The organism is Mycobacterium sp., from assembly GCF_019247635.1.
In the GTDB taxonomy this organism is placed as follows: domain Bacteria; phylum Actinomycetota; class Actinomycetes; order Mycobacteriales; family Mycobacteriaceae; genus Mycobacterium.
In genome coordinates this window covers 12,772-37,584 of sequence record NZ_JAFBAR010000016.1, presented here as the reverse complement: position 1 = coordinate 37,584, position 24,813 = coordinate 12,772, and the positions used below count along the sequence as shown (strand labels likewise).

The following is a 24,813-nucleotide window of genomic DNA, read 5'->3' as shown; positions in this document are numbered from 1 at the left end:
TCAAAGTGGCGGGGACTTCGCCGGTGGTCACCTCGACCCAGCTCGGAATGTGCATCGAGAGCAACGCGCCGGCGATGGTGACCCCGACGACCACGAACAATGCGCCGGGCAGCTTGAACAGGTGGGTGCAGACGTACTCGACGCCGGCGGCGATGGTGCCGCCGGCGATGGTGCCGCCGAGCAGACCGAACACCGTCAGCCGGGAATTGACGCGCACCAAGTCGATCGTCGGCGGCATGACTCTGGGGGTCACCGCGCTGCGGAGCACGCTGAACGATTTCGAGAAGACCATCATGGCCAGCGCGCAGGGATAGAGCACCATCGACGGGTAACTGTTGGCGGCACCGTCGTAGTTCATGATCAGGAGCAACGCCAGCGCGGTGCGCAGCGCGAAAGACATGGCCAGCGCGACGCGGCGGCCGTGCTGCAACTTGTCCAGCGCCGGGCCGATGAGCGGTGCGATCACCGCGAACGGCGCGATGGTGATCAACAGGTACAGCGCGACTTTCGACTTGCTCTCCCCACTGGCCGCGGCGAAGAACAGGGTGTTGGCCAGCGCTACGGCCATGGCAGCGTCGACCGCGAAGTTCGCCACCACCGGCCAGGTCAAAGCCGTCAATCCGGATTTGTCGGCTCCGTCGGCGGTGGCGGCTCGTTGCACCATCCAATACATCCGGGAGCCCATTTCCCGGCTGCGCATCGCGGCGGCGCGGGTGACGGTGATCCGCTCGCCGGGACCGGGACCACGCGGCGGCACGCTGCCACGTTCGGGTTCTGGCTGCTGGCCGAGCGGAGGCAGATACCGATTGGCGCTCGGCATCGGCGGCGGGCGGCGCGACTGGCGATAGTCGGTCTGATCGGCCGGGTAGTTGGCCATGCCGGGGTGCTGATTGGCCGGGTCGTGACGGGTTCGCCGCCCGGGGTGGGACGTCATCCGACCCGGATCATCACGCCGCCGTTCGGACACGAACCAATTCTGTCCTATGCCGACGGCTCACGCGGGCAAGTCAGCGGGTGTGGCTCGTGCACCTTGTTTTCCGGCCCTATTGGAGCAAGTAGGCGGGGCGCAAGCAGGTGACATTAAGCTGGCAGCGTGACCGGACCCACCCAGGACTCCGCCCCGGCGACCGTGGCCGAGTGGCCCGAGGCGCTGGCGGCGATGCTCACGGGTGCTGCTGACCAGGCAAGAGCGGCCGTCGAGGAGTTCAGCGGCGCCGACACGGTAGGGGACTACCTGGGCGTCGGCTACGACGACCCGAACACCGCCACCCACCGCTTCCTGGCGCACCTACCCGGCTACCAGGGATGGCAATGGGCGGTCGTCGTCGCTACCTACGACGGGGCTGACCACGCCACGATCAGCGAGGTGGTGCTGGTCCCCGGGCCGACGGCGCTGTTGGCGCCCGACTGGGTGCCCTGGGAGCAGCGGGTGCGGCCGGGGGATTTGAGCCCCGGAGACCTGCTGGCACCGGCAAAGGATGACCCTCGGCTGGCACCGGGCTACGCCGGCAGCGGTGATCCCGAGGTGGACGAGACCGCCGCCGAAATCGGGCTGGGCCGGCGCTGGGTGATGAGCGCCGTGGGCCGCTACGAGGCCGCTGAACGATGGCACGAGGGCGACTTCGGTCCCAACTCGCCGATGTCGCGGTCCACCAAGCGGGTCTGCCGGGACTGTGGTTTCTTCCTGCCGCTGGCGGGGGCCCTGGGCGCGATGTTCGGGGTGTGCGGCAACGAACTGTCTGCCGACGGTCACGTTGTCGACAAGCAGTACGGTTGCGGCGCCCACTCTGACACTCCGGCTCCGGCGGGCACGGGTTCGCCGGTGTATGAGCCGTACGACGACGGCGTCCTGGACGTCTCAGAGCAACCGGCAGCACAGCCCGCAGAGCAACCCGCGGCACAGCCCGCAGAGCAACCGGCGGCACAGCCCTCAGAGCAACCCGTCGCGTCGCCGGAGGCGCCGTCCGACTCGCCGGACTAACTGCGCTGCGCGGCGGGCTATTTCGGGCCGAGATAGTTTTCGAGCCCACCCTGTGCTCCGCGTGCGCCGCGGCGGGCGGCGGCGAGCTGCCACAGGAAGACGCTCGTGCCGATCACCCCGGTTCCCAGCCCGGCCAGCGCGATCGGGCGCCAACTCTGCAGGGACGGCACCAGGAACCCGGCTAGCGTGGCGGCCAGCCAACCCAGCGCGCCTACCACGATGACGGGCCATACCTGCAGCAGCGCGCGGGGTAGTGGCGGCGGTTCGGGTTGTTGGCCGGGTTCGGAGGACATCGCGATCAACATAACGTGCGCGTGGGTGGTCTGCTGCCGAGATGCGACGACACGCGCGCCTGCGATCACCGGGCCTGCTGCCCATGATCACCGGGCCTGCCGACTCATCGTTCGCCGTTTCTAGTGCCCCGTTATCAGGTTCCGTTGTAGCCTCACGCTGTGCCCGACAGCGATGCGCGGCTGGCTGCCGATTTGTCGCTTGCTGTCATGCGCCTCGCCCGGCAGCTGCGGTTTCGCAACCCGTCGTCGCCGGTGTCGCTGTCGCAGTTGTCGGCGTTGACGACGCTGGCCCACGAGGGCGCGATGACGCCCGGTGCGTTGGCGATTCGGGAACGGGTGCGACCGCCGTCGATGACCCGGGTGATCGCCTCCCTGGCCGACATGGGCTTGGTGGACCGCACCCCGCATCCCGTCGACGGCCGGCAGGTGCTGGTCTCGGTGTCGGAATCGGGCGCGGAGTTGGTCAAGGCGGCGCGGCGAGCCCGGCAAGAGTGGCTGGCCGAGCAGCTCGCCAAGCTGGACGACGATAAACGCGAAATCCTGAGCAACGCCGCCGACCTGATCCTGGCCCTGGTCGACGAAAGCCCGTGAGTCACGTCCAGGATGTCAGCGATCCCGCCGACCCGCGGCTCGACGATTTCCGCGACCTGAACAGCGTCGACCGGCGCCCCGATCTGCCGACCGGCAAGGGACTGGTGATCGCCGAGGGCGTGTTGGTGGTGCAGCGCATGCTGGCCTCCCGGTTCACGCCGTTTGCCCTGCTCGGTACCGATCGCAGGCTGGCGGAGCTCGGTGAGGACCTGGCCCGCACCGACGCGCCGTACTATCGGGCGTCCGCCGATGTCATGGCGCGGGTTGTCGGGTTCCACCTCAACCGGGGGGTCCTGGCCGCGGCCCGACGGGTACCCGAGCCGCCTGTTGCCGTGGCCGTCACCGGCGCCCGCACCATCGCGGTGCTGGAAGGCGTCAACGACCACGAGAATCTGGGCTCGATCTTCCGCAACGCGGCGGCCCTGGGCGTGGACGCGCTGGTGTTCGGCAGCGGGTGTGCCGACCCGCTCTACCGCCGCGCGGTCCGGGTCTCGATGGGCCACGCGTTGCTGGTGCCATATGCACGCGCAGCCGACTGGCCGGCTGATCTAGTTACGTTGAAAGACAACGGATTTCGGCTATTGGCGATGACGCCACATAGCCGGGCGAGCACGCTGCCCGAGGCGATGGCCGCGGTGCGGGACGATCCGGTTGCGGTTCTGGTGGGCGCCGAGGGCCCGGGGTTGACGCCGGCGGCGCAGCGATCGAGCGATATGCGCGTGCGCATACCGATGTCGCGGGGCACCGACTCGCTCAATGTTGCGACGGCGGCGGCGGTGGCCTTTTACGAGCGCGTTCGCTCGACGACGATGCGGGCCGCGCGGCCCGGCGAGCAGGATTAGGCTCGGCCAATGAGTGGCGAGGCCGTGCCGTGGGGAACGGGGTTGACGGTGGCCGGGTTCGTCGCCGCGGTCACCGGGACCACCGTTGTGGTGCTCAGTCTGGGGCTGATCCGGGTCCATCCGCTGCTGGCCGTGGGGCTCAACGTCGTGGCCGCCGGGGGATTGGCGCCGACGTTGTGGGGGTGGCGGCGCACACCCGTGTTGCGTTGGTTCGTGCTGGGTGCCGGGATAGGTGTCGCGGGTGGGTGGTTGGTGCTGCTAGCGCTGTCCGCTTGAGCGGACGCCGAGCAGCACGTCCTCCCAGGCTGGAATGGCCGGCTTACCCCGCCGGCTGGCCGGCGGCTGTTCCACCGGTGGGGCGGGCGCGGGCGGAGCCGGTGGCGCCGGTTCCTCGAAGGCGAGGTGGGCCACCGGCGCCAACGGGCGCAGCGGGGGTTTGAAGTGCGGATCGATCAGCTCACTGCCGGCGTCGTCGATCGCCGCTGCGGTGCCGCCGTGCGGGCCCGGGGCGAAGCGGAAATGCGCGACGTTGTCCGACCGGCCGGCTTTCCACGAAAGCTGCACGGTCCAGCGCCCGTCTTCGTTGCGCCACGCGTCCCAGCTGAGCTTGCCGGGTTCGAGGCCACGGGTCACCAAGGCGGCGGTGACGGTCTCCAGCAGCGTCAGCACCGCGGGGCCGTCGGCCAGTAGGGGGTGTGCGGCGGTTGCCAGCTCTGCGGCGCGGGAACGTTCCAGCAACACCGGGTGGGCGAAGCGTTGGACCCGCCCAATGTCCGATCCCGATGCCGCCGCGACCTGCTCGACAGATGCGCCGGCGCGGATACGAGCCTGAATTTCTTTGGGGCTCAACATGTTAGTGACTTGAATGTCGAGCTGAGCTTGCTCTAAGAGTGCCGCGTCGCCGCGTGCCGCCGCGCGCAGTCGGTCGTCGATCGGCAGCTTGAACTGTTCGGCTGGAGAACCGGACTCGCAGATGATGTTTTTGCCCTCGGCGTCAAGCCCGATCACTTTGAGTTCCTGCATGGCATCTCCTCGCAGGCTGCGTGCAGCTGTGCAGCGGACCTGTTAGGTGCGCACTCTAGTGCCACACACGCCGTTAACCCCGCTGACACGCGGGCGACGACGGGTCCGGCGCTAAAGCCGCTCGACGACCCAGTCGATGCACTCGGTCAGGGCGCTCACGTCCTCGGGGTCGACGGCGGGGAACATCGCTACCCTGAGTTGGTTGCGGCCCAATTTGCGGTACGGCTCGGTGTCGACGATGCCGTTTGCCCGCAAGGTCTTGGCGACGGCGGCGGCGTCGACGTCGTCGACGAAGTCGATCGTGCCCACGACCTGCGAACGCAGCGCCGGGTCCGCCACGAACGGCGTCGTATAGGCCCGGTCGGCCGCCCACGTGTACAGCCGCTGCGACGAGTCCGCGGTGCGCTTGACCGCCCAGTCCAGCCCGCCGTTGCCCAGAATCCAGCCGATCTGGTCGGCCATCAGCGCCAAGGTGCCGATCGCCGGGGTGTTGTAGGTCTGGTTCTTCAGGCTGTTTTCGATTGCGATCGGCAGCGAAAGGAAGTCGGGGACCCAGCGACCGGACGCGTCGATGGACTCCACCCGGGCCAGCGCGGCCGGACTCATGATGGCCAGCCACAGGCCGCCGTCGCTGGCGAAGTTCTTCTGCGGTGCGAAGTAGTAGGCGTCGGTCTCGGTGATGTCGACCGGCAGGCCGCCGGCACCCGAGGTGGCGTCGATGACGACCAGCGCGTCATCAGAGCCGACCGGGCGCTTTACCGGCACCGCGACGCCGGTCGACGTCTCGTTGTGTGCCCATGCGATCACGTCCACCGACGGGTCCGACTGCGGTTCCGGGGCGCTGCCTGGGTCCGCCTTGACGATGACGGGATCGGCGACGAACGGGTTCTTGGTGACGCAGGAGGCGAACTTCGAGCTGAACTCGCCGTAGGTCAGGTGCAGCGAGCGCTTGTCGATCAGCCCGAATGCCGCGGCGTCCCAGAACGCCGTCGCACCCCCGTTGCCCAGAATGACCTCGTATCCGTCCGGTACGGAGAACAGCTCGGTCAGCCCCGAGCGCACCCTGCCCACCAAATTCTTCACCGGCGCCTGGCGGTGCGAGGTGCCGAACAGGCCGGCCGCAGCGGTGGTCAGTGCCTGCAATTGCTCGGGTCGGACCTTCGACGGCCCCGACCCGAAGCGGCCGTCACGGGGTTTGATGTTCGCGGGGATCTCCAGCTGGTCAGCCATGACCTTCAGGGTAGTAAGCGCCGCCGACCCGCCGGCCAAGCGGGCCGAACCGCTCCTGACCTGCGTCAAATAAGACCTGGCTGAGCCGCTTTCGAGGTTGGGGCTGTGTGAGCAAAGCCACATCCATACTGTGACCACCGGTCAGGCCACACTGGCCGCCGGGTCTGGTGGATTCCCGGTACCGGCGGTACCGTCTGAATTACCCGTCCAAATGTCAACCTCGTCAGGAGGCTGCAGCATGGCTGTCGCTACGGCTGGTAAAGCCAGGACGCGAATGGTTCGGCGGTGGCGTCGCAATATGGAGGTGCGCGACGACACCGAGTACGTGGACTTGCTCGCCACACTGTCCGAGGGGTCTGTGCGGCGAAACTTCAACCCGTACACCGACATCGACTGGGAGTCACCGGAGTTCGCCGTCACCGACAGCGATCCCCGATGGATCCTGCCGGCAACCGACCCGCTGGGTCGCCACCCCTGGTACCAGGCACAGTCCGAGGAACGCAAGATCAAGATCGGGATGTGGCGCCAGGCCAACGTGGCCAAGGTTGGGCTGCACTTCGAATCCATCCTGATCCGCGGGCTGATGAGCTACACGTTCTGGGTGCCCAACGGGTCTCCGGAATATCGGTACTGCCTGCACGAATCGGTCGAAGAGTGCAACCACACGATGATGTTCCAGGAGATGGTCAACCGCGTCGGTGCCGACGTCCCGGGCATGCCGCGAATGCTGCGCTGGATTTCGCCGTTGGTCCCCCTGGTGGCCGGTCCGTTGCCGGTGGCGTTCTTCATCGGCGTGCTCGCCGGCGAGGAACCGATCGATCACACGCAGAAAAACGTTCTGCGCGAAGGCAAGTCGCTGCATCCGATCATGGAGCGAGTGATTGCCATTCACGTGGCCGAGGAGGCCCGGCACATCTCGTTCGCCCACGAGTTCCTGCGCCGGCGGTTGCCGAATCTCACCAAGCGGCAACGGTTCTGGGTTTCGCTGTATTACCCGCTGACGATGAAAACGTTGTGCCGGGCAATTCTGGTGCCGCCCAAGCAGTTCTGGCGGGAGTTCGACATCCCGCGCGAGGTCAAGAAAGAGCTGTTCTTCCGTTCGCCGGAATCGCGAAAATGGTTGCGCGACATGTTCGCCGACGTTCGCATGCTGGCCTACGACACCGGGTTGATGGAGACTCGTTCGGCGCGGCTGATGTGGCGGATCTGCAGGATCAACGGCAAGCCGTCGCGGTACCGCAGCGAGCCGCAGCGTCAGCACCTGACCCCGGCGCCGGCCGCCTAGGAAAACTTAGGTCTTTTATGCCGCACGTGATCACCCAGTCGTGCTGTAACGACGGGTCCTGCGTCTTCGCGTGTCCGGTGAATTGCATCCACCCCTCGCCGGACGAGCCGGGTTTCGCCACGACGGAAATGCTGTACATCGATCCGGTGGCCTGCGTGGACTGCGGGGCCTGTGTCAGCGCCTGCCCGGTGGGTGCGATCGCTCCCGAAACCCGGCTGGAGCCCGAGCAACTGCCGTTTGTCGAAATCAACGCGTCGTTCTATCCGGAGCGGCCCGCCGACGTGAAGCTGCCGCCGACGTCGAAGCTGGCGCCGGTAATCCCGGCCGCCGAGGTGCGTCCCCGCCGGCACCCGCTGACCGTGGCCGTTGTCGGCTCCGGGCCCGCGGCGATGTATGCGGCCGACGAATTGCTGACCCAGCACGGCGTGCGCGTCAACGTTTTTGAGAAGTTGCCGACGCCCTACGGGTTGGTGCGCGCGGGGGTGGCGCCGGATCATCAGAGCACCAAGCGGGTGACCGCTCTGTTCGACCGGGTGGCCCGGCATCGCCATTTCCGGTTCTATCTCAACGTCGAGATCGGCAAACACCTCAGCCACGCCGACCTGTTGACCTACCACCACGCCGTGCTGTACGCGGTTGGTGCCGCCGATGACCGGCGGCTGGCCATCGACGGGATGGGCCTGCCCGGCACCGGCACCGCGACCGCGGTCGTCGCGTGGATCAACGGCCATCCCGACTTTGCTTCTCTGCCGGTGGACCTCAGTCACGAACGAGTGGTGATCGTCGGTAACGGCAACGTCGCCCTGGATGTGGCCCGAGTGCTCACCGCCGACCCTGCGGACTTGGCCCGCACCGACATCGCCGACCAAGCGCTGGACATGCTCCGCGGCTCACGGGTGCGCGAAGTGGTGATCGCCGCGCGGCGTGGACCCGCGGACTCGGCGTTCACGCTGCCCGAGCTGATCGGCCTGACGGGTGCTTGTGATGTCGTGCTCTCCGCGGAAGACCGCAAGCGGGTAATCGACGGCCTCGCAACCGCTTCCGACTCGTTGACCAGGCGCAAGCTCGAGGTCCTGAGCACCCTGGGCGACGCCGCTGAACCGGTCTCGACGCCGCGGATCCAGCTGGCCTACCAGCTCACCCCCGAGCGGGTCCTGGGTGAGCAGCGTGCCACCGGCGTGGAGTTCTCGGTCAGCGGCGCCGAGGAGGTCCGCCGACTCGAGGCCGGCTTGGTGCTGACGTCAATCGGTTACCGTGGCAAGCCAATTCGTGATCTGCCCTTCGACGCCGGGGTTGTCCCCAACGACGGTGGTCGCGTCATCGATCCGGGCACGGGCACTCCGCTGCCCGGTGCCTACGTCGCGGGCTGGATCAAGCGCGGGTCGACGGGTTTCATCGGCACCAATAAGTCGTGCTCCTTGCAAACCGTCCAGGCACTTGTCGCCGACTTCAACGCCGGCAGGCTGCCGGATCCGGCGGGTGAGTCTGCCGAACTGGTCAGGCTGGTGTGCGCTCGCCAGCCCGATGTCGTCGACTCGGCGGGGTGGCGTGCCATCGACGCGGCCGAGGTCGCGCGGGGCGGTGTGGACGGCAGGCCGCGCAACAAGTTCACCGACGTCGCCGGCATGCTGGCGGCCGCCGCGAGCATGCCCCAGCAGAAGCCGCCAGTGCGACGGCGCCTGCTGGGCCGACTGCGTGAATTGGCTTAGCCGCTACTAGGCATGGACGACATTGCCGCCTGGATCTCGTCGTAGCCGACCTCGCGCATCGGCTGCCCCATCGACCAGTGGTGTCCGAACGGGTCGGCGACTACCCCGTAACGGTCTCCCCAGAACTGGTCCGTCAGCTCGGCGACCACGGTGGCACCGGCATCAAGCGCCCGCTGGAACTTCGCGTCGACGTCGGTGACGGTCAGGTGGATGGTGACCGGGGTACCACCGAGCGCCTTCGGTGTCATCGACTTTCCGCCGGACATCTCCGGGAAGTCGTCGTTCAGCATGACCAGGAAGCCGTTGACGCGCAGCGCCGCGTGGACCAGTCGGCCGTCCGGGCCCGGCACCCGGCCTAGCTCGACGGCATCGAACGCCTTGACGTAGAAGTCGATGGCCGCGGCGGCGTCGTCGACGACGAGGTGGGGGGACAGCGCGGGTTCTACGGCGATTGCCATGGGGGTCTCCTTTCGTTTGTACCCGGGACGGGCTCACTCATCGCGAGGGTGCGCAGTTGTTCACCCACGCCCGGCGTGTCGCGTACAAACGCGCACGTTCGCGAGAAGGGTAAACGAGCTCAGGCCGACGTGAGAACCTGATCCCAACCTTCGACGGATTCCGGGCTGCGCGGTCCCGGTCCGACATAGATGGCGGACGGGCGGACCAGCTTTCCGAGTCGCTTCTGCTCGAGGATGTGTGCACACCACCCAGCCGTGCGCCCACAGGTGAACATTGCCGGCATCATGTTGGCCGGCACGCGGGCGAAGTCCAGGATTACGGCGGCCCAGAACTCGACATTGGTCTCGATCGGGTGGTCGGGACGACGTTCGCGCAGCTCCGACAGCGCGGCCTGCTCCAGGGCGACGGCGACCTCGTAGCGGGGCGCGCCCAGGCGCCGGGCGGCCGCCCGCAGCACCCGCGCCCGAGGGTCCTCCGCGCGGTAGACGCGGTGCCCGAACCCCATCAACTTCTCGTGACGGTCCAGGATTCCCTTGACCAGGCCGCGTGCGTCGTCGCTGCGTTCCACCTCTTCGAGCATGGGCAGCACTCGGGCCGGTGCACCGCCGTGCAGCGGGCCGCTCATCGCCCCGATCGCGCCGGACAGCGCGGCCGCCACGTCGGCACCGGTCGAGGCGATCACGCGGGCGGTGAACGTCGAGGCGTTCATGCCGTGTTCGGCGGCCGACACCCAGTAGGCGTCGATTGCCTCGATGTGCCGGGGGTCGGGTTCGCCCTGCCAGCGCGTCATGAAACGTGCTGTGACAGTGGGGCATTCGTCGATCAGTCGTTGCGGTACCGCGGGCTGGTAGATCCCGCGGGCGGACTGGGCGACGTAGGACAACGCCATCACCGAGGCACGGGCCAGCTGCTCGCGGGCGGTGGCGTGGTCGATGTCGAGCAGCGGCTTGTATCCCCAGATGGGGGCCAGCATGGCCAGGCCGGCCTGCACGTCGACCCGCACATCGCCCGTGTGGATCGGCAGCGGGAACGGTTCGGCGGGCGGCAATCCGTGGCCGAACTTTCCGTCCACCAGCAAAGCCCACACGTCGCCGAAGGTGACCCGCTGGCTCACCAGATCCTCGATATCGACGCCGCGGTAGCGCAGTGCGCCGCCGTCCTTATCCGGCTCGGCGATCTCGGTGGTAAACGCCACCACGCCACTGAGACCGGGGACAAAATCTTCCGGGACGACAGTCATGCGCAAAATTCTCGCACCCCACCTTCGCGCCATTGCTACCGGCCGGTAGCAAGCCCCGGTAGCGTTGGCGCGATGACAGCATCGGACGACGCGCGCCTGGCCGGGATGCGGGTGGAATACGGGTCCGACGAGAAGGACGGCAGTCCCGATCTTGACGCGGACTGGCTTGAGGACGGTTGGCTTGCCTTGTTCCGCAAGTGGATTGACGAGGCGGAACGGTCTGGACTCGCCGAGCCCAATGCTATGGTGCTGGCCACCGTCGCGGACGGCAGACCGGTGAGTCGTTCGGTGCTGTGCAAGAGCGTCGATGAGACCGGCATCACGTTTTTTACCAATTATGACTCGGCCAAAGGTGAGGAACTGGCGGTCACGCCGTACGCCTCGGCGACCTTTCCGTGGTATCAGCTCGGGCGGCAGGTCCACATCCGGGGGCCAGTGAGCAAGGTCGACCCGCAGGCCACCCAGGACTACTGGGCCAGGCGGCCGCGTGGCTCCCAGCTGGGAGCGTGGGCGTCGCATCAGTCGCGGCCCATCGCCTCGCGCGCGGCGCTGCTCGGCCAGTTGGCCGAGGTGACGGAGCGCTTCGCGGACCTGGAGGACGTTCCGGTGCCTCCGAATTGGGGCGGTTATCTGATCGCACCCGACGTCGTGGAGTTCTGGCAGGGTCGGGAAAACCGGGTGCACAACAGGATTCGGGTCATCGACGGTCACGTCGAACGCCTGCAGCCCTGAGGGGCGGTGCCGTTTAGTTATCCATTTCGGGTAGCGGAGTTTACGGAGTTTTCATCTGCCCGGCCGTTATGTGCGAAGTAGGCTCATTTCAGTCACCCAATGTCGCCTCGGCCGAGGGGACAGGTGATCGACTGGCTAGGAGGAACAATGCGCAGCGAATTCGGTGGCGGCGGAGGCAAGTCGTTCGGCGGCGGCGGTGGCGGCGGTAAGTCGTAGCGACGCATCGACATTGGACAAAGCGCATCGCTGAGCAGCTCGACGCCAGGACGATACGCTAGTTCCCATCTTTAGGCGCCGGCGGATTGAATTCCGCCGGCGCCTTCCTGCGCGGCGTGAGGTGCTTGCGTGGGAAGGGGACCGGCGTCCGGCCGGTGACACGTGATCCGCGAGGTTTGGCTACGCTCGGCGACGATGCAGCTTTAGCAGACATCCGCAGGGTTCGCAGACCTGACCCCGGGCAGGCGCGTCCGCACGATAACGACTACCTTCACCTATACGTACTTAGACGCGAGCCAGACGCGAACGGGTGCGCTTTCATGACAGCCAGAGCGCAAAGGGGTTCTCGTGGCCGAGACCGACGACACCGCCACCCTGCACTATCCGGGAGGCGAGATCGACCTGCAGATCGTCCGCGCCACCGAAGGAAGTGACGGTGTCGCCCTAGGTCCGCTGCTGGCCAAAACCGGATACACCACGTTCGACAACGGCTTCGTCAACACCGCCGCGTGCAAAAGCGCCATCACCTACATCGACGGCGACGCCGGCATCCTGCGCTATCGCGGCATCCCGATCGAGCAGCTGGCCGAGAAGTCGAACTTCATCGAGGTCAGCTACCTACTGATCTACGGCGAGCTGCCGACCGAGGAGAAGCTGGCCGCCTTCACCCGTCAGATCCAGCTGCACACGATGCTGCACGAGGACCTCAAGCGGTTCTTCGACGGCTTCCCCCGCAACGCTCACCCGATGCCGGTGCTGTCCAGCACGGTCAACGCGCTTTCGGCGTACTACCCGGACTCCCTCGACCCGACCGACACCGAGCAAGTCGAACTGTCCACGATTCGGCTGCTCGCCAAGCTGCCGACCATCGCCGCCTACGCCTTCAAGAAGTCGATCGGCCAGCCGTTTTTGTACCCGGACAACTCCCTGACGCTGGTGGAGAACTTCCTGCGGATGACGTTCGGGCTGCCCGCCGAGCCATACGACGTCGACTCCGAGATCGTCCGGGCACTGGACATGCTGCTCATCCTGCATGCCGATCACGAGCAGAACTGCTCGACGTCGACCGTGCGGCTGGTGGGCTCGTCCCAAGCCAACCTGTTCACCTCGATCTCCGGCGGGATCAACGCGCTGTGGGGTCCGCTGCACGGTGGTGCCAACCAGGCAGTGCTGGAGATGCTGGAGAAGATTCGGGGAAGCGGCGACGACGTCGGTGAGTTCGTCCGCAAGGTCAAGGATCGCGAGGCCGGCGTCAAACTCATGGGCTTCGGACACCGCGTGTACAAGAACTACGATCCACGGGCGCGCATCGTCAAGGAACAGGCCGACAAGATCCTTGGCAAGCTGGGCGGCGACGACGAACTGCTGAACATCGCCAAGGAACTTGAAGAGGCGGCGCTGACCGACGACTACTTCGTCGAGCGCAAGCTGTACCCGAATGTCGACTTCTACACCGGGCTGATCTACCGGGCCCTCGGGTTCCCCACCCGGATGTTCACCGTGTTGTTCGCACTCGGCCGGCTGCCTGGGTGGATCGCGCACTGGCGGGAGATGCACGACGAAGGCGACAGCAAGATCGGTCGTCCGCGCCAGATCTACACCGGTTACACCGAGCGCGACTACGTCACCTTGGATAAACGCTAGCCGGTTCTACGGCGAGCAGACACAAAAGCACCCTAAAAGGGTAGTTTTAGCGTGCTTTTGCGTCTGCTCGCGAGAGAAGCCAGCACGGCCATCGCGGCGTTGTGACCGCCGATGCCCGATACCGCGCCGCCACGACGCGCGCCCGAGCCGCACAACATGATCCCCTCGTGCGCGGTCGCCACCCCCCATTGCCGCGCCGGCGTGTCCAGCGGATCGTCGTCGTCTGCGAACGGCCAGCACAACGCCCCGTGAAAGATGTGGCCCGCCGTCATCCCCAGAGTGCGCACGAGGTCTGCGGTTGTCGTCGTCTCCAGACACGGCCGACCGTGCGCATCGGTCATCAGCACATCCTGAATCGGTTCGGCCAGAACGGAATTCAGCGACGCCAGCACGGACTCGGTCAAGGATCCCGAGTCGGCGCGCAAGGAGTGCGGGGTGTGCAGGCCGAACACCGTCATCGTCTGGACGCCCAAGTCACGCAGTCCCGCCGACACGATGCTCGGGTCGGTCAGCGTGTGGCAGTAGGCCTCACACGGCAACGGATCCGGCACCCGCCCGGCGGCAGCGACCGAGTATGCCGCGTCCAGTTGGGTCCAGGTCTCGTTGACGTGGAAGGTCCCGGCAAAGGCCTGTTCGGGCGTGACGGCTTCGTCGCGCAATCTGGGCAGTCGGCGCAACACCATGTTCACCTTGACCTGGGCGCCCTGGGCCACTGCGGGTTCGGGTTCGCCGAGCAGGCGCGCCAGGACCGCCGGTGTGACGCCGGCCAGCACGAAGCGAGTCCGGACCAGCTGCTCATCGTCGGTATGGCGGTAGCGCACGGCGCCGTCCGGCTCTATGGCGTAAACGTCTGCGCCGGTGATGATTTCGGCGCCGTGGCGGATGGCAGCAGCGGCCAGCGCGGCGGTCACCGCGCCCATTCCGCCGATCGGGACGTGCCACTCCCCGGTGCCCCCGCCCAGCAGGTGATACAGGAAGCAGATGTTCTGCACCAGCGACTCGTCGTCGAGCCCGGCGAAGGTGCCGATCAACGCGTCGGTGGCGATAACGCCGCGGATCACGTCGTTGCCCACCGCCGCGGCGATGGCGTGCCCGATCGGCTGATCGACGACGGCCCGCCAGGCCATCGCGGCGTCGGGGTCGCCAGAGCCCACAACATAACGGCGCGTCCGCTCCCGAGTGCGCAACGGTTCGAGCAGGGTAGGCCAGAGCCGTTCGGTCACCAGGCGGCAACGCCGGTAGAACTCGACGAATCCGCGCACGTCGCCGGCAGCGCCGATCGCGTCGAAGGTGCGCCCGTGCTGGGACCCGATGAGCAGGCCGGAGTGTCCGGCCGTGGCCGGATCCGGGGAGTACGACGAATACTGCCGCCGGGCCAGCCGCACCGGCGCGCCAAGGTCCTCGGTGATGCGCGACGGCAGCAGGCTGACCAGGTAGGAGTATCGCGATACCAGGACCTCGACGCCGTCGAAGGCCCGCGCCGACACCGCTGCCCCGCCGACGTGCCCGAGCCTTTCCAGCAGTCGCACCCGAAGGCCGGCCTTGGCCAGGTAGGCCGCCGCGACCAGGCCGTTGTGGCCGCCTCCGACGACGACGACGTCATAGGTGTCCAAATCCACGGGGCAGGTGGCTAGCCGGTGTAGCCCTCGACCTGGTCGGGAGGCCGGACCGCCGCCTCACGAGGATCGCCACCGGTCTCGCGCAGCGCCCGGCGCTGCCGCAACAGATCCCAGCACTGGTCGAGTTCGACCTCCAACCGGCGCAGCCGGTCGTGCTCCTCGGACTCGGTGATGTCCCCGCGTAGCAGCTCGGCCCGCAGGGCTTTTTCCTCGGCGACCAGGTCGCGGATGTGTGCCAAGGTGTCGCGGTCGGTTGAATTCGTCCCGTCAGCCATCGCTCCAGTCTGCCCGACATGAGCCGGTCCCCGGCCGTCGACTGGGTAGGCTGCATATCGCCTGCAAATGGGCGAGTCGGTGAACGATCGACAGGGAGTGGCGATGGTGGGTCCTGGAGCGGGTTTGCGGAATAAGTCCGCAACCGCCGACTCGCGACTGACCTCGAAATACTATTGGCGGCCGCTGGGCGGACCGCTGATGCGTATCTGGCTGATCGGCTTGGCCGTCATTCCGCTGCTGATGGCCGTGATCGGCTATAGCCTGCTGGGCGAATCCGAGTCCGGTGGCGTAACGGTCGCGCCCCCCACGACATCGAAAAAATCCGGTGGTCCGCAGATGTCGTTGGCACCGCTGTCAATCTTCCGCAGCGACAAGAACATCACGGTCAACGGCGATTTTCCGGACGATACCGCCAAGACGGCCCTGGTGAACGCCATCAAAGATGGTCTGGGTCAAGACGTCAACATCGTCGATGAGATCCACATCAACCCCTCGGTAAAGGCGCTCGATTTCGCAAAGTCGGGCCCGCTGTTCAAGGCCGCCGCGCCGATCGCGGATTTCAGCCTCGTGGTCGACGGCGACACCATCACCCTGACGGGAAGTCCCGGCACCGACGATCAGCGCGACGCGGTCGAGCATGCCGCCGCGGGTGTGTGGCCCAACGTGAATGTCGTTGACAAGATGGAAGTTAAGCCTCAGTCGTCGACAGCGGCGGCGCCCGCCCCCAGCCCCGCGCCGCCCGCACCCGGGGGCCCCGCGCCGACGCCCGCCCCGCCCGCCGTCCCCCCGGGTGATCCGTGCGCCAACCTGCAAGCGGCCATCAACGCGATGACGGGCGGCCCGATTTCCTTCGGCAGCGACGGGGTTAGCCTGCCGCCGCCCGTTCAACAGACCCTCACCCAGGTGGCGGCCAGGCTTAAGGCCTGTCCGACCGCGCATGTAACGGTGAACGGCTACACCGATAATTCGGGTAGCGAGGGCATCAACATTCCGTTGAGCGAACAGCGAGCCGGCACCGTCGCCGACTTTCTGGTCGCCCAGGGCGTCACCCGCGACCGCGTCACCCCCAAGGGTCTCGGCTCGATGAACCCGATCGCTACCAACGACACCCCCGACGGTCGCGCCAAGAACCGCCGCGCCGAAATCGTGGTCAACTAAGGAGAATCGGCATGGGCTTCGTGATTCAGTGGTTTGTCTACCTGCTTGCTTTCGCGGCGGGCTCGGGAGTCGCCTGGGCGGTTGTCACGCGGACAATCAAACCCGCCGGCGAGGTTGACGTTGCCGGGAATGCGCCCGGTGGGACCGGGACGCTGGGATGAGTCACGTGCACTGGTCGTTAGTGGCGCTGTCCTTCTTGCTCGGGATGGCGGCAACGATCGCGCTGATGGTGCGTCCGATCAAAAACGAAGTGGCGGAGGGTGCTTCGGTACCCACGACCGAGAAGATCCGGGCGGCCGACGCACACAGGGCGCACACGACTCCGGGAGCCGTCGAGCATGCGGAGCCGGCGGCCGACGAGTTTGCGACGGACATGATTTCGCTGGCCGAAGAAGCTGCGACGCAGCATATTCCGGTAGTCAAAGATTCCCCGACGCAGAAGCTCCCGGTGGCAAAAGACGCTCCGACGCGAAAGATCCCGGTAACCAAAAGCACTGCGACACAAAAGATTCCGCACGTACCGTTCGCGCCGTTCGGCCCGGGCTCGGCTCGTGCCGCGGCCGACGGTGGCGGGCCGGCGGGCTGGCTGGTGAAGGGCCGCTCGGATACCCGGCTGTACTACACGCCCGACGATCCGACGTACGATCCGATCGTCGCCCAAATCTGGTTCAAGGACGAGGAATCCGCCAGGCACGCCTTCTTCACGCCCTGGCGCGACAGCAGTAGTAGGTGAGGCAGGGATGACGTTAGGTCGGGCCGGGAAGGCTGAGCAGTAGCCGGGCGCCACCCAGCGGACTGTCCTCCAATGAGGCTGTCCCGCGGTGCAATTGGGCTTGCTGGGCGACCAGCGCCAGTCCCAGGCCCGAGCCGGAATGCGACGCCGTGGACCCGCGGGAGAAACGCTCGAACACGACGTGACGTTCGCCTTCGGGCACCCCGCTGCCGTTGTCATCGACGGCGATCTCCACGCCGGCGCGCGAGCTGACCGCCGACAGCTGCACGCGGGTGGCGCCGCCGTGTTTGACCGCATTGGCGATGGCGTTGTCCACGGCCAGTCGTAACCCGGCCGGCATCCCCACGATGATGCACGTCGGCGACGGCACGAGTGATACATCGACGTCAGGGTAGATCCGGGCGGCGTCGTGGGCGGCGCGGTCGAGCAGGTCGGTGATGTCGACGGGCACGTGATCGTCGGAGGTGGACAGCTGGCCCTGGGCCAGGCGTTCCAGGGCGCTCAGGGTGGCCTCGATCCGCGACTGGGTGCGGATCACGTCGTTGAGCACTTCTTTGCGCTGTTCGTCGGGCAGATCGAGGGTGGCCAGCACCTCGAGGTTGGTGCGCGTGGCGGTCAGCGGGGTGCGGAGCTCATGGGAGGACACCGCGGCGAAGTCTCGGGCCGACGCGAGCGCCTCCTTCGTCCGGTTCTGCTCGTTCCAGATGCGCTGCAGCATGCCCCGCATCGCCTCGGCGATCTCGATGGCCTCGCTGGCGCCGTGCACCTCGACCCGGGGTGCCTCGTCACCAGCCTCGATCGCCCGGGTCTGCTGAGCGAGCCGCTTGAACGGGCGCACCGCGAACGCGGCCAGCAGCCAGGCGAACACCGCAGCCGCGCCGATGGCGAAGCCGCAGATCAGCAGCACGCGGCGGTGCAGGTTGTTGGTCTCGGCGATGGTGGCGTCGTACGTCGCGCCGACGGCCAGCGATGTCGGCTCTGGCCCCGGGAGCTCCACCGTGCGCACCCGGTAGCGCACCCCGCGGACGTAGGTGTCGGCGTAGTCGGCCTGCAGCTTGGGCAGCGTGACGTCGGAGTTCGACTTGACCAGGTTGCCGCGGCGGACCGTGATGAGGGCGTCCTGGTCGTTGGGCGAGCGCGGGATTTCGTCGAGGCCGCGCGGCACGAACGGGATGGCGAAGCCCGCGGCCTCGTCGAGCCGGCGGTCCAGCCGCTCCTTGCGGTCGTTGGTGATCCCGACCCAGACGACGGTGCCGACGATGAGCACCGGAATCGCCGCGCCGATGGCTGTCGCGACGACGACCCGGGTGCGCAGTGAGGGCGTTCGGGCGAAGATCCGCGACAGCAGGTTCATTGCATCCGGAGCACGAACCCGACTCCGCGGACGGTGTGCAGCAACCTGGGGCCACCGTTGGCCTCCAGCTTGCGGCGCAGGTAGCCGATGAATACGTCGACGACATTGGTGTCGGCGGCGAAGTCGTAGCCCCACACCAGCTCCAGCAGCTGCGCGCGGGAGAGCACCGCGGTCTTGTGCTCGGCCAGCACGGCCAGCAGGTCGAACTCCCGCTTGGTCAGATCCACGTCGACACCGTTGACGCGGGCCCGCCGACCGGGGATGTCGACCTCTAGCGGCCCGACGGTGATGGTCTCCGAGGAGGACGTCGCCGTGGCGCCACGGCGACGCAACAGCGCCTTCACTCGTGCGACGAGCTCGGCCAGCACGAACGGCTTGACCAGGTAATCGTCCGCGCCGGCCTCCAGGCCGGCCACTCGATCGTCGACCGAGCTGCGAGCACTGAGCACGCAGACCGGGACGTCGTTGTCCATCGCACGGAGCGCCGTGACGACGCTGACGCCGTCGAGCACGGGCATGTTGATGTCGAGCACGATCGCGTCCGGCCGGGTCTCGGTGGCGCTGCGGAGCGCCTCGGCGCCGTCAACTGCCGTCGAGACCTCGAATCCGGACAGTCGTAGGCCGCGTTCCAGGGAGGCGAGCACGTCGGAGTCGTCGTCAACGACCAAGACGCGAGGTGAGGTGACACCAGTGTCCATGCGGCCCATTTTGCCTGACTGTTGACTTTTCAGGCGGGAGGCGCGAGCAGGGGCGCGAGCAGACGCAAAAGCACCGTTTTGGTGCCCAAAACGGGTGCTTTTGCGTCTGCCCGCGGGAAGCCTCAGCGCAGCCCGATGCCGCGGTAGCGGCGCAGCCGGGCGGCCAGGCGTCCTGCGGGAGGTACCCGCCGCAGCGCATCCACCTCGACGGCTATGGCGTGCGACAGTCGCCGGGAGAATTCGACGGGCTCCTCGGCGGCGTCGGGATACTCCGGCACGACGACGTCGACGATCCCGGACGCGAGCAGGTCGACGGACCGAATGCCTTGGGCCGCAGCCAGTTCCGCGGCATGCGCGATGTCCCGGAAGACGATCGCGCTGGCCCCCTCCGGCGGCAGGGGTGCCAGCCAGCCATGCAGCGCGGCCAGCACCCGGTCGGCGGGCGCCATCGCTAGTGCGGGCCCGCCGCTGCCCTGGCCAAGCAGCACCGACACCGTCGGCGTGTCGAGCGTGACCAGCTCGGCCAGGCAGTGCGCGATCTGGCCGGCCAGTCCGCCCTCCTCGGCTTCGGCCGACAACGCGGGTCCGGCGGTGTCGATCACCAGCACCAGCGGCAGGCGCAGCTCGGCGGCCAGCGCCATACCGCGCCGGGCCTCGCGCAGCGAAGCCGGTCCGACGAGCCCACCGGCGCCGCGTTGCTGCCCGAGGACCACGACCGGCTGCCCGGCCAATCGGGCCAGCGCCAGCAGCGTCGTGGCCCGTGCGGTGCCGGACAACAGCACAAGGTCCGTGGCGCCGTGGCGCAGCAGCTGCCCGACGCCCGGGCGATCCGGACGACGCGATGCCACCACCGAGTCCCACGCCGGCACATCCGCGATCGGCTCCCGCGACGGCAGCTCCGGCGGCGGCTCGGGAGCGTCGGTCATGACGGCCAGCGCCCGGTTCAACGTCGCCCGCAGCCCGTCCAGCGCGACTACGCCGTCGATCACCCCGTGCCGTTGCAGATTCTCCGCTGTCTGGACACCGGCCGGGAACGCCTCGCCGTACAGCAGTTCGTACACCCGCGGTCCGAGAAAGCCGATCAGCGCGCCCGGTTCGGCGACGGTGACGTGGCCCAGCGATCCCCAGGATGCGAACACCCCGCCGGTGGTTGGGTTGCGCAGGTAGACGAGGTACGGCAGGTGCGCCCGTTTGTGCAGCGTGACGGCCGCGGCGATCTTCACCATCTGCAGAAACGCGACCGTGCCCTCCTGCATGCGGGTGCCGCCGGAGCTCGGCGACGCCAGCAGCGGCAGGTGCTCGGCGGTGGCGCGCTCCACGGCCGCGGTGATGCGTTCGGCGGCCGCCACCCCAATCGAGCCGCCCAGGAAGCCGAACTCGCAGACCACGACCGCGACCCGGCGCCCGCACACGCGTCCCTCGCCGGTCAATACCGATTCGTCCCGCCCGGTGGCCTCGCGGGCGGCGGCCAGTTCCCGCTCGTAGGAGTCGGACACCGGCACGGCCGGCGGCTCGCTGTCCCAGCTGATGAAGGAGCCCTCGTCCAACACCGTGTCACGCAGTTGATCGGTCGTGATACGGCTCACAGGGACGAGGCTAGTTATTCTGGCTGCCATGATCGGTGTCACCCTGGCCGAAGCGGTCATGACGATTGAGTTGCAACGCGCCGAGCGCCGCAATGCCCTGAACTCCCAGCTGGTCGAGGAGCTGCGGGAAGCGATTCTGAAGGCGGGCGACGGGGGAATCCGCGCGATCGTGCTGACCGGCCAGGGCACGGTTTTCTGCGCCGGCGCGGATCTGTCCGGGGACGCATTCGCCGCCGACTACCCCGACCGGTTGATCGAGCTGCACAAAGCCATGGACGCAACGCTGATCCCCATCATCGGTGCCATCAACGGTCCCGCCATCGGCGCCGGCCTGCAGCTGGCCATGCAATGCGATCTGCGGGTGGCGGCGCGGGAAGCATTTTTCCAGTTTCCGACATCGAAATACGGCCTGGCCCTTGATAACTGGAGTATCCGGCGATTGGCCTCGCTGGTCGGTCACGGACGGGCGCGGGCGATGCTGCTGACCGCGGAGAAGCTGGACGCTGACACGGCGCTGCAGACCGGGATGGCCAACCGCATCGGGACGCTGGACGACGCGCAGGCGTGGGCCGCCGAGATCTCCGGCCTGGCGCCGCTGGCGATCCAGCACGCCAAGCGGGTGCTCAACGACGACGGCTCCATCGAGCAGGCGTGGCCGGAGCACAAGGAGCTCTTCGACAAGGCGTGGGGCAGCCAGGACGTCGTCGAGGCGCAGGTGGCCCGCATAGAGAAGCGGCCACCGAGGTTCCAGGGGGCTTAAGGGTCATGGTGCGCTCTGGGCTGCGATTGGCTGCCGGCACGGCGTCGCTGGCCGCCGGCGGGTGGCTGTTGCGGGCGCTGCACGGCGCACCGGCAGCTCTGGGCGCCGATCTTGCGGCGATCCAAGCCGCGTCGCAGCGGTCTCCGCACTACCGCGACGGCGCCTTCGTCAACCTCGAACCCGCCTCTGGGGGTTTGGGGGTCAGCTTGGAGCGCGAACAGCTGCGGCTGATCGCGTGGGAGCTGCTCGGCGCGCGGACCGCGACCCGGCCCCCGGGTCCGATCCCGTTGGCGGCGCCGCAAACCTTCGATGTCCGGCCGGGTCAGCTGGCAGTCAGCTGGTTGGGCCACTCGACGGCGTTGCTGGAAATTGACGGGTACCGGGTGCTGACCGATCCGGTGTGGAGCGACCGGTGCTCGCCGTCGGACCTCGTCGGGCCGCGCCGGCTGCATCCACCGCCGGTGCAGTTGGAAGCGTTGCCCGCCGTCGATGCCGTGGTGATCAGCCACGACCACTACGACCATCTCGATATCGACACCGTCCTCGCGTTGGTGCGCACCCAGCGTGCCCCGTTCTTTGTGCCGCTCGGCGTCGGGGCCCACCTGCGGTCGTGGGGCGTACCCGAGCACCGGATCGTCGAACTCGATTGGCATCAGAGCGCCAAGGTCGACGAACTGGCCGTGACCTGCGTGCCGGCGCGACACTTCTCCGGGCGGTTCTTCAGCCGCGACAACACGCTGTGGGCGTCATGGGCGTTCGTCGGCCCCAGCCATCGCGCCTATTTCGGTGGCGACACCGGTTACACGAAGAGCTTTACGCAGATCGGTGCCGACTACGGACCCTTCGACCTGACCCTGCTGCCCATCGGTGCCTACAACACGGGTTGGCCGGACATCCACATGAACCCCGAGGAGGCGGTCCAGGCGCATCTGGACGTCACCGACTCGGGCAAAGGACTGCTGGTGCCGATTCACTGGGGCACCTTCCGGCTGGCTCCGCACCCGTGGGCCGAGCCGGTCGAGCGGTTGCTGACCGCGGCGGAACCGTCGCAGGTCAACGTGGCGGTCCCCGCGCCGGGCCAACGCATTGACCCGGCCGCGCCGGTGCGGTTCAACCCGTGGTGGCGGCTCTGACACGTTGAATCGCGCGGGTGGGTTGGATGAGCAGACGCCCGCGGGTGGGGTCAGTTTCACGTCCGGGCTGGTAGGCGAAAACGCCCCGGCCGGAACGATTTCCAAAGCCAGCTTCGCGGGCACCGCGCTGAATCTCGAGCACTACGATTCGGACCGCCTGGGAACATTCACCCGATGAACCCGGGGCTGGCCGCTGGTGCGAGCCGGGGTGGCCGCCTGCAGCGGCAATGGCACCCGCAAGTAGGGTTTCACCAGCAAACCACGAGGCCCGGGGGACGACGGACGGGGAAAGGAGCCTAGCCATGGGCTTTTTGGACAAGGCGAAGGACCTGTTGGCGCAGAACGCCGACAAGCTCGAGACCGCAATCGACAAGGCCGGCGGGTTCGTCGACGAAAAGACGAAGGGCAAGTACACCGACACCATTCACAAGGTGCAAGACGAGGCCAAGAAGGCCGCCAACCCGGACGCCAAAGGCGACCAGCAGGGCTGAGCATGGCCAAACTCTCCGGATCCATCGACGTCCCGCTGCCCCCGGAGGAGGCCTGGGCGCACGCCTCCGACCTGTCGCGCTACCGGGAGTGGCTGACCATCCACAAGGTTTGGCGCAGCAAGCTGCCCGAAGTCCTGGAGAAGGGCACGGTCGTCGAGTCGTACGTCGAAGTCAAGGGCATGCCGAACCGGATCAAGTGGACGATCGTGCGCTACAAGCCGCCGGAGGGCATGACGCTCAACGGCGACGGCGTAGGCGGAGTCAAGGTCAAGCTGATGGCCAAGGTCACGCCGAAAGGCGACGGCTCCGTTGTGAGCTTCGATGTACACCTCGGCGGTCCGGCGCTGTTCGGGCCGATCGGCATGGTCGTGGCCGCCGCGCTGCGGAGCGACATCCGCGAGTCGCTGCAGAATTTCGTCACCGTGTTCACCCGCCCCAATCCCGGCTTGAACGGAGATCGTGGCGTCCGTCGCTGACCGCCTGACGGACATTCTTCGAACCGCCGTCGGCGTCGATACCCCAGTGCGCATCCGCGCCTGGGATGGGAGTGAGGCCGGACCCCCGGCGGACGCAGGCCCCGTGCTGGTACTGCGTTCGCGTCGTGCATTACGCGGATTGCTATGGCAGCCAAGCGAACTCGGGCTAGCGCGGGCCTACGTGACCGGTGACATCGATGTCGAGGGTGACCTGGCCGACGGCCTACGCCGAGCCGGGCGGCTGGCACGATCGCACGGAGGCCCGGCGCTGTCGGTGCCGGGCAGGGTGGTCGCGGCGCTGCGGTTGGCACGGCTGGGCGCTTGGGGTCCGCCGCCGCGCACCCCGGCCAGCGAAGCGCGGCTATCGGGCCGCCTGCACACGCGTGGGCGTGATCGCGCCGCCATCGCCCACCATTACGACCTGTCCAACGAGTTCTATCAGTTGCTGCTCGACGACCACATGGCCTACTCGTCGGCGTATTTCACCCGCCAGGGCATGTCGCTGCACGAGGCGCAGACCGCGAAGTTGGAGATGATCTGCCGCAAGCTCGACCTCAAGCCGGGCATGCAACTGCTGGATGTCGGGTGCGGCTGGGGATCGCTGATCCTGCACGCGGCGCAACGCTACGGCGTACGCGCCACCGGGATCACCCTGTCCGCCCAACAGCGTGATTTCGCCGTCGCCCGCGCCGCGCAGCGTGGACTGGCCGCGGGAGTGCAGGTGCTGCTGCAGGACTACCGAGATTTCGGCGCGTCGATCGCCGAGGCTTTCGACGCGGTGGCGTCCGTCGAGATGGGGGAGCACGTCGGAGAGCATTTCTACCCGTCCTATGTCGAAGTTTTGTATCGAGCGCTGCGGCCCGGCGGCAGGTTGCTGCTGCAGCAGATGTCTCGGCGGGCCGACGCCGCGCCGGGGGGTGGGGCGTTCATCGAGGCCTACATCGCGCCGGATATGCACATGCGCCCGCTCTGGCAGACCCTGCGCCACCTGCAGGACGCCGGCTTCGAGATCCGATCGGTCGGTGCGATGCGCGAGCACTACGCGCGCACAGCGCAGCAGTGGATCAACACCCTGGATTCCCGCTACGACGATTTCGTGGCGCTGTGCGGCGAGGAGGTCGCAAGGGTCTGGCGGTTGTATCTGGCCGGCGGCATGCTGGCCTTCGAGGAAGGTCGGATGGGCGTGGATCAGATCTTGGCCGTCAAACCCGGTCGATGAGTTCGGCGCGGCCCCAGCGTCGGTATCGGTCAGCCGGTGCCGCGCGGGGGGCGGGCGCTCCGCTG

The 24,813-nt window shown here is 67.6% G+C and carries 25 protein-coding genes and 2 pseudogenes; 16 read left to right on the top strand and 11 right to left on the bottom strand.

Features of this window, described 5'->3' with window-relative positions:
* Positions 1-934, bottom strand: a pseudogene (locus JO236_RS02625) (MFS transporter); the annotation flags it as partial.
* Between the two features lie 159 nt (positions 935-1,093).
* Here JO236_RS02625 and JO236_RS02620 point away from each other — a divergent pair.
* On the top strand, positions 1,094-1,981 hold the full coding sequence (locus JO236_RS02620) for a DUF3027 domain-containing protein (protein WP_293324333.1): 888 nt from the start codon (positions 1,094-1,096) through the stop codon (positions 1,979-1,981).
* A gap of 17 nt (positions 1,982-1,998) precedes the next feature.
* On the opposite strand, the gene JO236_RS02615 is transcribed toward JO236_RS02620, so the two are convergent.
* Entirely contained in the window at positions 1,999-2,274 is a 276-nt protein-coding gene (locus JO236_RS02615; RefSeq protein ID WP_293324331.1) for a DUF2530 domain-containing protein, read from the bottom strand.
* 159 nt (positions 2,275-2,433) lie between these two features.
* Here JO236_RS02615 and JO236_RS02610 point away from each other — a divergent pair, with 159 nt between their 5' ends.
* From JO236_RS02610 to JO236_RS02600, 3 genes are read left to right on the top strand one after another with little or no spacing between them, the layout of a single operon-like run.
* A complete protein-coding gene (locus JO236_RS02610) occupies positions 2,434-2,865 on the top strand; it encodes a MarR family transcriptional regulator (RefSeq protein WP_293324330.1) in 432 nt (143 codons plus the stop codon).
* Positions 2,862-3,707, top strand: a complete 846-nt coding sequence (locus tag JO236_RS02605) for a TrmH family RNA methyltransferase (RefSeq protein WP_293324328.1) — start codon at positions 2,862-2,864, stop codon at positions 3,705-3,707. The genes JO236_RS02610 and JO236_RS02605 overlap by 4 nt, the downstream gene beginning before the upstream one ends.
* 9 nt (positions 3,708-3,716) lie before the next feature.
* On the top strand, positions 3,717-3,983 hold the full coding sequence (locus JO236_RS02600) for a DUF2537 domain-containing protein (RefSeq protein WP_293324326.1): 267 nt from the start codon (positions 3,717-3,719) through the stop codon (positions 3,981-3,983).
* Here JO236_RS02600 and sepH read toward each other — a convergent pair.
* Together sepH and serC are read right to left on the bottom strand one after the other, a co-directional pair.
* The gene (sepH, locus tag JO236_RS02595; RefSeq protein WP_293324323.1) at positions 3,966-4,730 is read right to left on the bottom strand and encodes a septation protein SepH; all 765 of its coding nucleotides are present in this window, start codon (positions 4,728-4,730) and stop codon (positions 3,966-3,968) included. The two genes, JO236_RS02600 and sepH, sit on opposite strands and share 18 nt — an antisense overlap.
* Positions 4,731-4,841: 111 nt before the next feature.
* Entirely contained in the window at positions 4,842-5,960 is a 1,119-nt protein-coding gene (serC, locus tag JO236_RS02590) for a phosphoserine transaminase (protein ID WP_293324320.1), read from the bottom strand.
* Positions 5,961-6,198: 238 nt separating this feature from the next.
* On the opposite strand from serC, the gene JO236_RS02585 reads away from it, so the two are divergent.
* Both JO236_RS02585 and JO236_RS02580 read left to right on the top strand, forming a co-directional pair.
* Positions 6,199-7,245, top strand: a complete 1,047-nt coding sequence (locus JO236_RS02585; RefSeq protein ID WP_293324317.1) for an AurF N-oxygenase family protein — start codon at positions 6,199-6,201, stop codon at positions 7,243-7,245.
* Positions 7,246-7,262: 17 nt separating this feature from the next.
* The gene (locus JO236_RS02580; RefSeq protein ID WP_293324314.1) at positions 7,263-8,954 is read left to right on the top strand and encodes an FAD-dependent oxidoreductase; all 1,692 of its coding nucleotides are present in this window, start codon (positions 7,263-7,265) and stop codon (positions 8,952-8,954) included.
* On the opposite strand, the gene JO236_RS02575 is transcribed toward JO236_RS02580, so the two are convergent.
* Complete coding sequence (locus JO236_RS02575; RefSeq protein WP_293324311.1) at positions 8,951-9,412, bottom strand: VOC family protein; 462 nt, start codon at positions 9,410-9,412, stop codon at positions 8,951-8,953. The two genes, JO236_RS02580 and JO236_RS02575, sit on opposite strands and share 4 nt — an antisense overlap.
* A 119-nt stretch (positions 9,413-9,531) precedes the next feature.
* The gene (locus JO236_RS02570) at positions 9,532-10,653 is read right to left on the bottom strand and encodes a citrate synthase 2 (protein WP_293324309.1); all 1,122 of its coding nucleotides are present in this window, start codon (positions 10,651-10,653) and stop codon (positions 9,532-9,534) included.
* 72 nt (positions 10,654-10,725) lie between these two features.
* On the opposite strand from JO236_RS02570, the gene pdxH reads away from it, so the two are divergent.
* Both pdxH and JO236_RS02560 read left to right on the top strand, forming a co-directional pair.
* Positions 10,726-11,385, top strand: coding sequence for a pyridoxamine 5'-phosphate oxidase (gene pdxH / locus JO236_RS02565; protein WP_293324306.1), 660 nt, complete (start codon positions 10,726-10,728; stop codon positions 11,383-11,385).
* A gap of 564 nt (positions 11,386-11,949) precedes the next feature.
* Positions 11,950-13,245, top strand: coding sequence for a citrate synthase (locus JO236_RS02560; RefSeq protein ID WP_293324303.1), 1,296 nt, complete (start codon positions 11,950-11,952; stop codon positions 13,243-13,245).
* 32 nt (positions 13,246-13,277) lie between these two features.
* Here the strand turns inward: JO236_RS02560 and JO236_RS02555 are convergent, their stop codons facing one another.
* Together JO236_RS02555 and JO236_RS02550 are read right to left on the bottom strand one after the other, a co-directional pair.
* Entirely contained in the window at positions 13,278-14,858 is a 1,581-nt protein-coding gene (locus tag JO236_RS02555; protein ID WP_293324337.1) for a phytoene desaturase family protein, read from the bottom strand.
* Between the two features lie 17 nt (positions 14,859-14,875).
* Complete coding sequence (locus JO236_RS02550; RefSeq protein WP_293324300.1) at positions 14,876-15,139, bottom strand: DUF2630 family protein; 264 nt, start codon at positions 15,137-15,139, stop codon at positions 14,876-14,878.
* 103 nt (positions 15,140-15,242) lie between these two features.
* Here JO236_RS02550 and JO236_RS02545 point away from each other — a divergent pair, with 103 nt between their 5' ends.
* The 3 genes and pseudogenes from JO236_RS02545 to JO236_RS22475 form a co-directional block, all read left to right on the top strand.
* The gene (locus JO236_RS02545; RefSeq protein ID WP_293324298.1) at positions 15,243-16,298 is read left to right on the top strand and encodes an OmpA family protein; all 1,056 of its coding nucleotides are present in this window, start codon (positions 15,243-15,245) and stop codon (positions 16,296-16,298) included.
* 11 nt (positions 16,299-16,309) lie between these two features.
* Positions 16,310-16,459 (top strand): hypothetical protein, encoded by a 150-nt coding sequence (locus JO236_RS02540; protein ID WP_293324296.1) that lies wholly within the window; start codon positions 16,310-16,312, stop codon positions 16,457-16,459.
* A gap of 344 nt (positions 16,460-16,803) precedes the next feature.
* Positions 16,804-17,031, top strand: a pseudogene (locus JO236_RS22475) (hypothetical protein); the annotation flags it as partial.
* Positions 17,032-17,044: 13 nt separating this feature from the next.
* On the opposite strand, the gene JO236_RS02530 reads toward JO236_RS22475, so the two are convergent.
* The 3 genes from JO236_RS02530 to JO236_RS02520 form a co-directional block, all read right to left on the bottom strand.
* Positions 17,045-18,385, bottom strand: a complete 1,341-nt coding sequence (locus JO236_RS02530) for a HAMP domain-containing sensor histidine kinase (protein ID WP_293324291.1) — start codon at positions 18,383-18,385, stop codon at positions 17,045-17,047.
* Positions 18,382-19,092, bottom strand: coding sequence for a two-component system response regulator PrrA (gene prrA, locus JO236_RS02525; protein ID WP_293324288.1), 711 nt, complete (start codon positions 19,090-19,092; stop codon positions 18,382-18,384). Before prrA ends, JO236_RS02530 begins: the two co-directional genes overlap by 4 nt.
* A 113-nt stretch (positions 19,093-19,205) precedes the next feature.
* Positions 19,206-20,669: a carboxyl transferase domain-containing protein gene (locus JO236_RS02520; protein WP_293324285.1), complete on the bottom strand. Its 1,464-nt coding sequence runs from the start codon at positions 20,667-20,669 to the stop codon at positions 19,206-19,208.
* Positions 20,670-20,697: 28 nt separating this feature from the next.
* Between JO236_RS02520 and JO236_RS02515 the strand changes: the two genes are divergently transcribed.
* From JO236_RS02515 to JO236_RS02495, 5 genes are all read left to right on the top strand, one after another.
* Positions 20,698-21,429 carry an enoyl-CoA hydratase gene (locus JO236_RS02515; RefSeq protein ID WP_293324283.1) on the top strand — a complete coding sequence of 244 codons (732 nt, stop codon included), beginning with the start codon at positions 20,698-20,700 and terminating at the stop codon, positions 21,427-21,429.
* Positions 21,430-21,434: 5 nt separating this feature from the next.
* The gene (locus tag JO236_RS02510) at positions 21,435-22,562 is read left to right on the top strand and encodes an MBL fold metallo-hydrolase (RefSeq protein ID WP_293324280.1); all 1,128 of its coding nucleotides are present in this window, start codon (positions 21,435-21,437) and stop codon (positions 22,560-22,562) included.
* A gap of 302 nt (positions 22,563-22,864) precedes the next feature.
* Positions 22,865-23,053 (top strand): antitoxin, encoded by a 189-nt coding sequence (locus JO236_RS02505; protein WP_293324277.1) that lies wholly within the window; start codon positions 22,865-22,867, stop codon positions 23,051-23,053.
* Between the two features lie 2 nt (positions 23,054-23,055).
* A complete protein-coding gene (locus JO236_RS02500) occupies positions 23,056-23,529 on the top strand; it encodes an SRPBCC family protein (RefSeq protein WP_293324275.1) in 474 nt (157 codons plus the stop codon).
* 103 nt (positions 23,530-23,632) lie between these two features.
* A complete protein-coding gene (locus tag JO236_RS02495; protein WP_293324273.1) occupies positions 23,633-24,748 on the top strand; it encodes an SAM-dependent methyltransferase in 1,116 nt (371 codons plus the stop codon).
* The last annotated feature ends 65 nt before the right edge of the window (positions 24,749-24,813 follow it).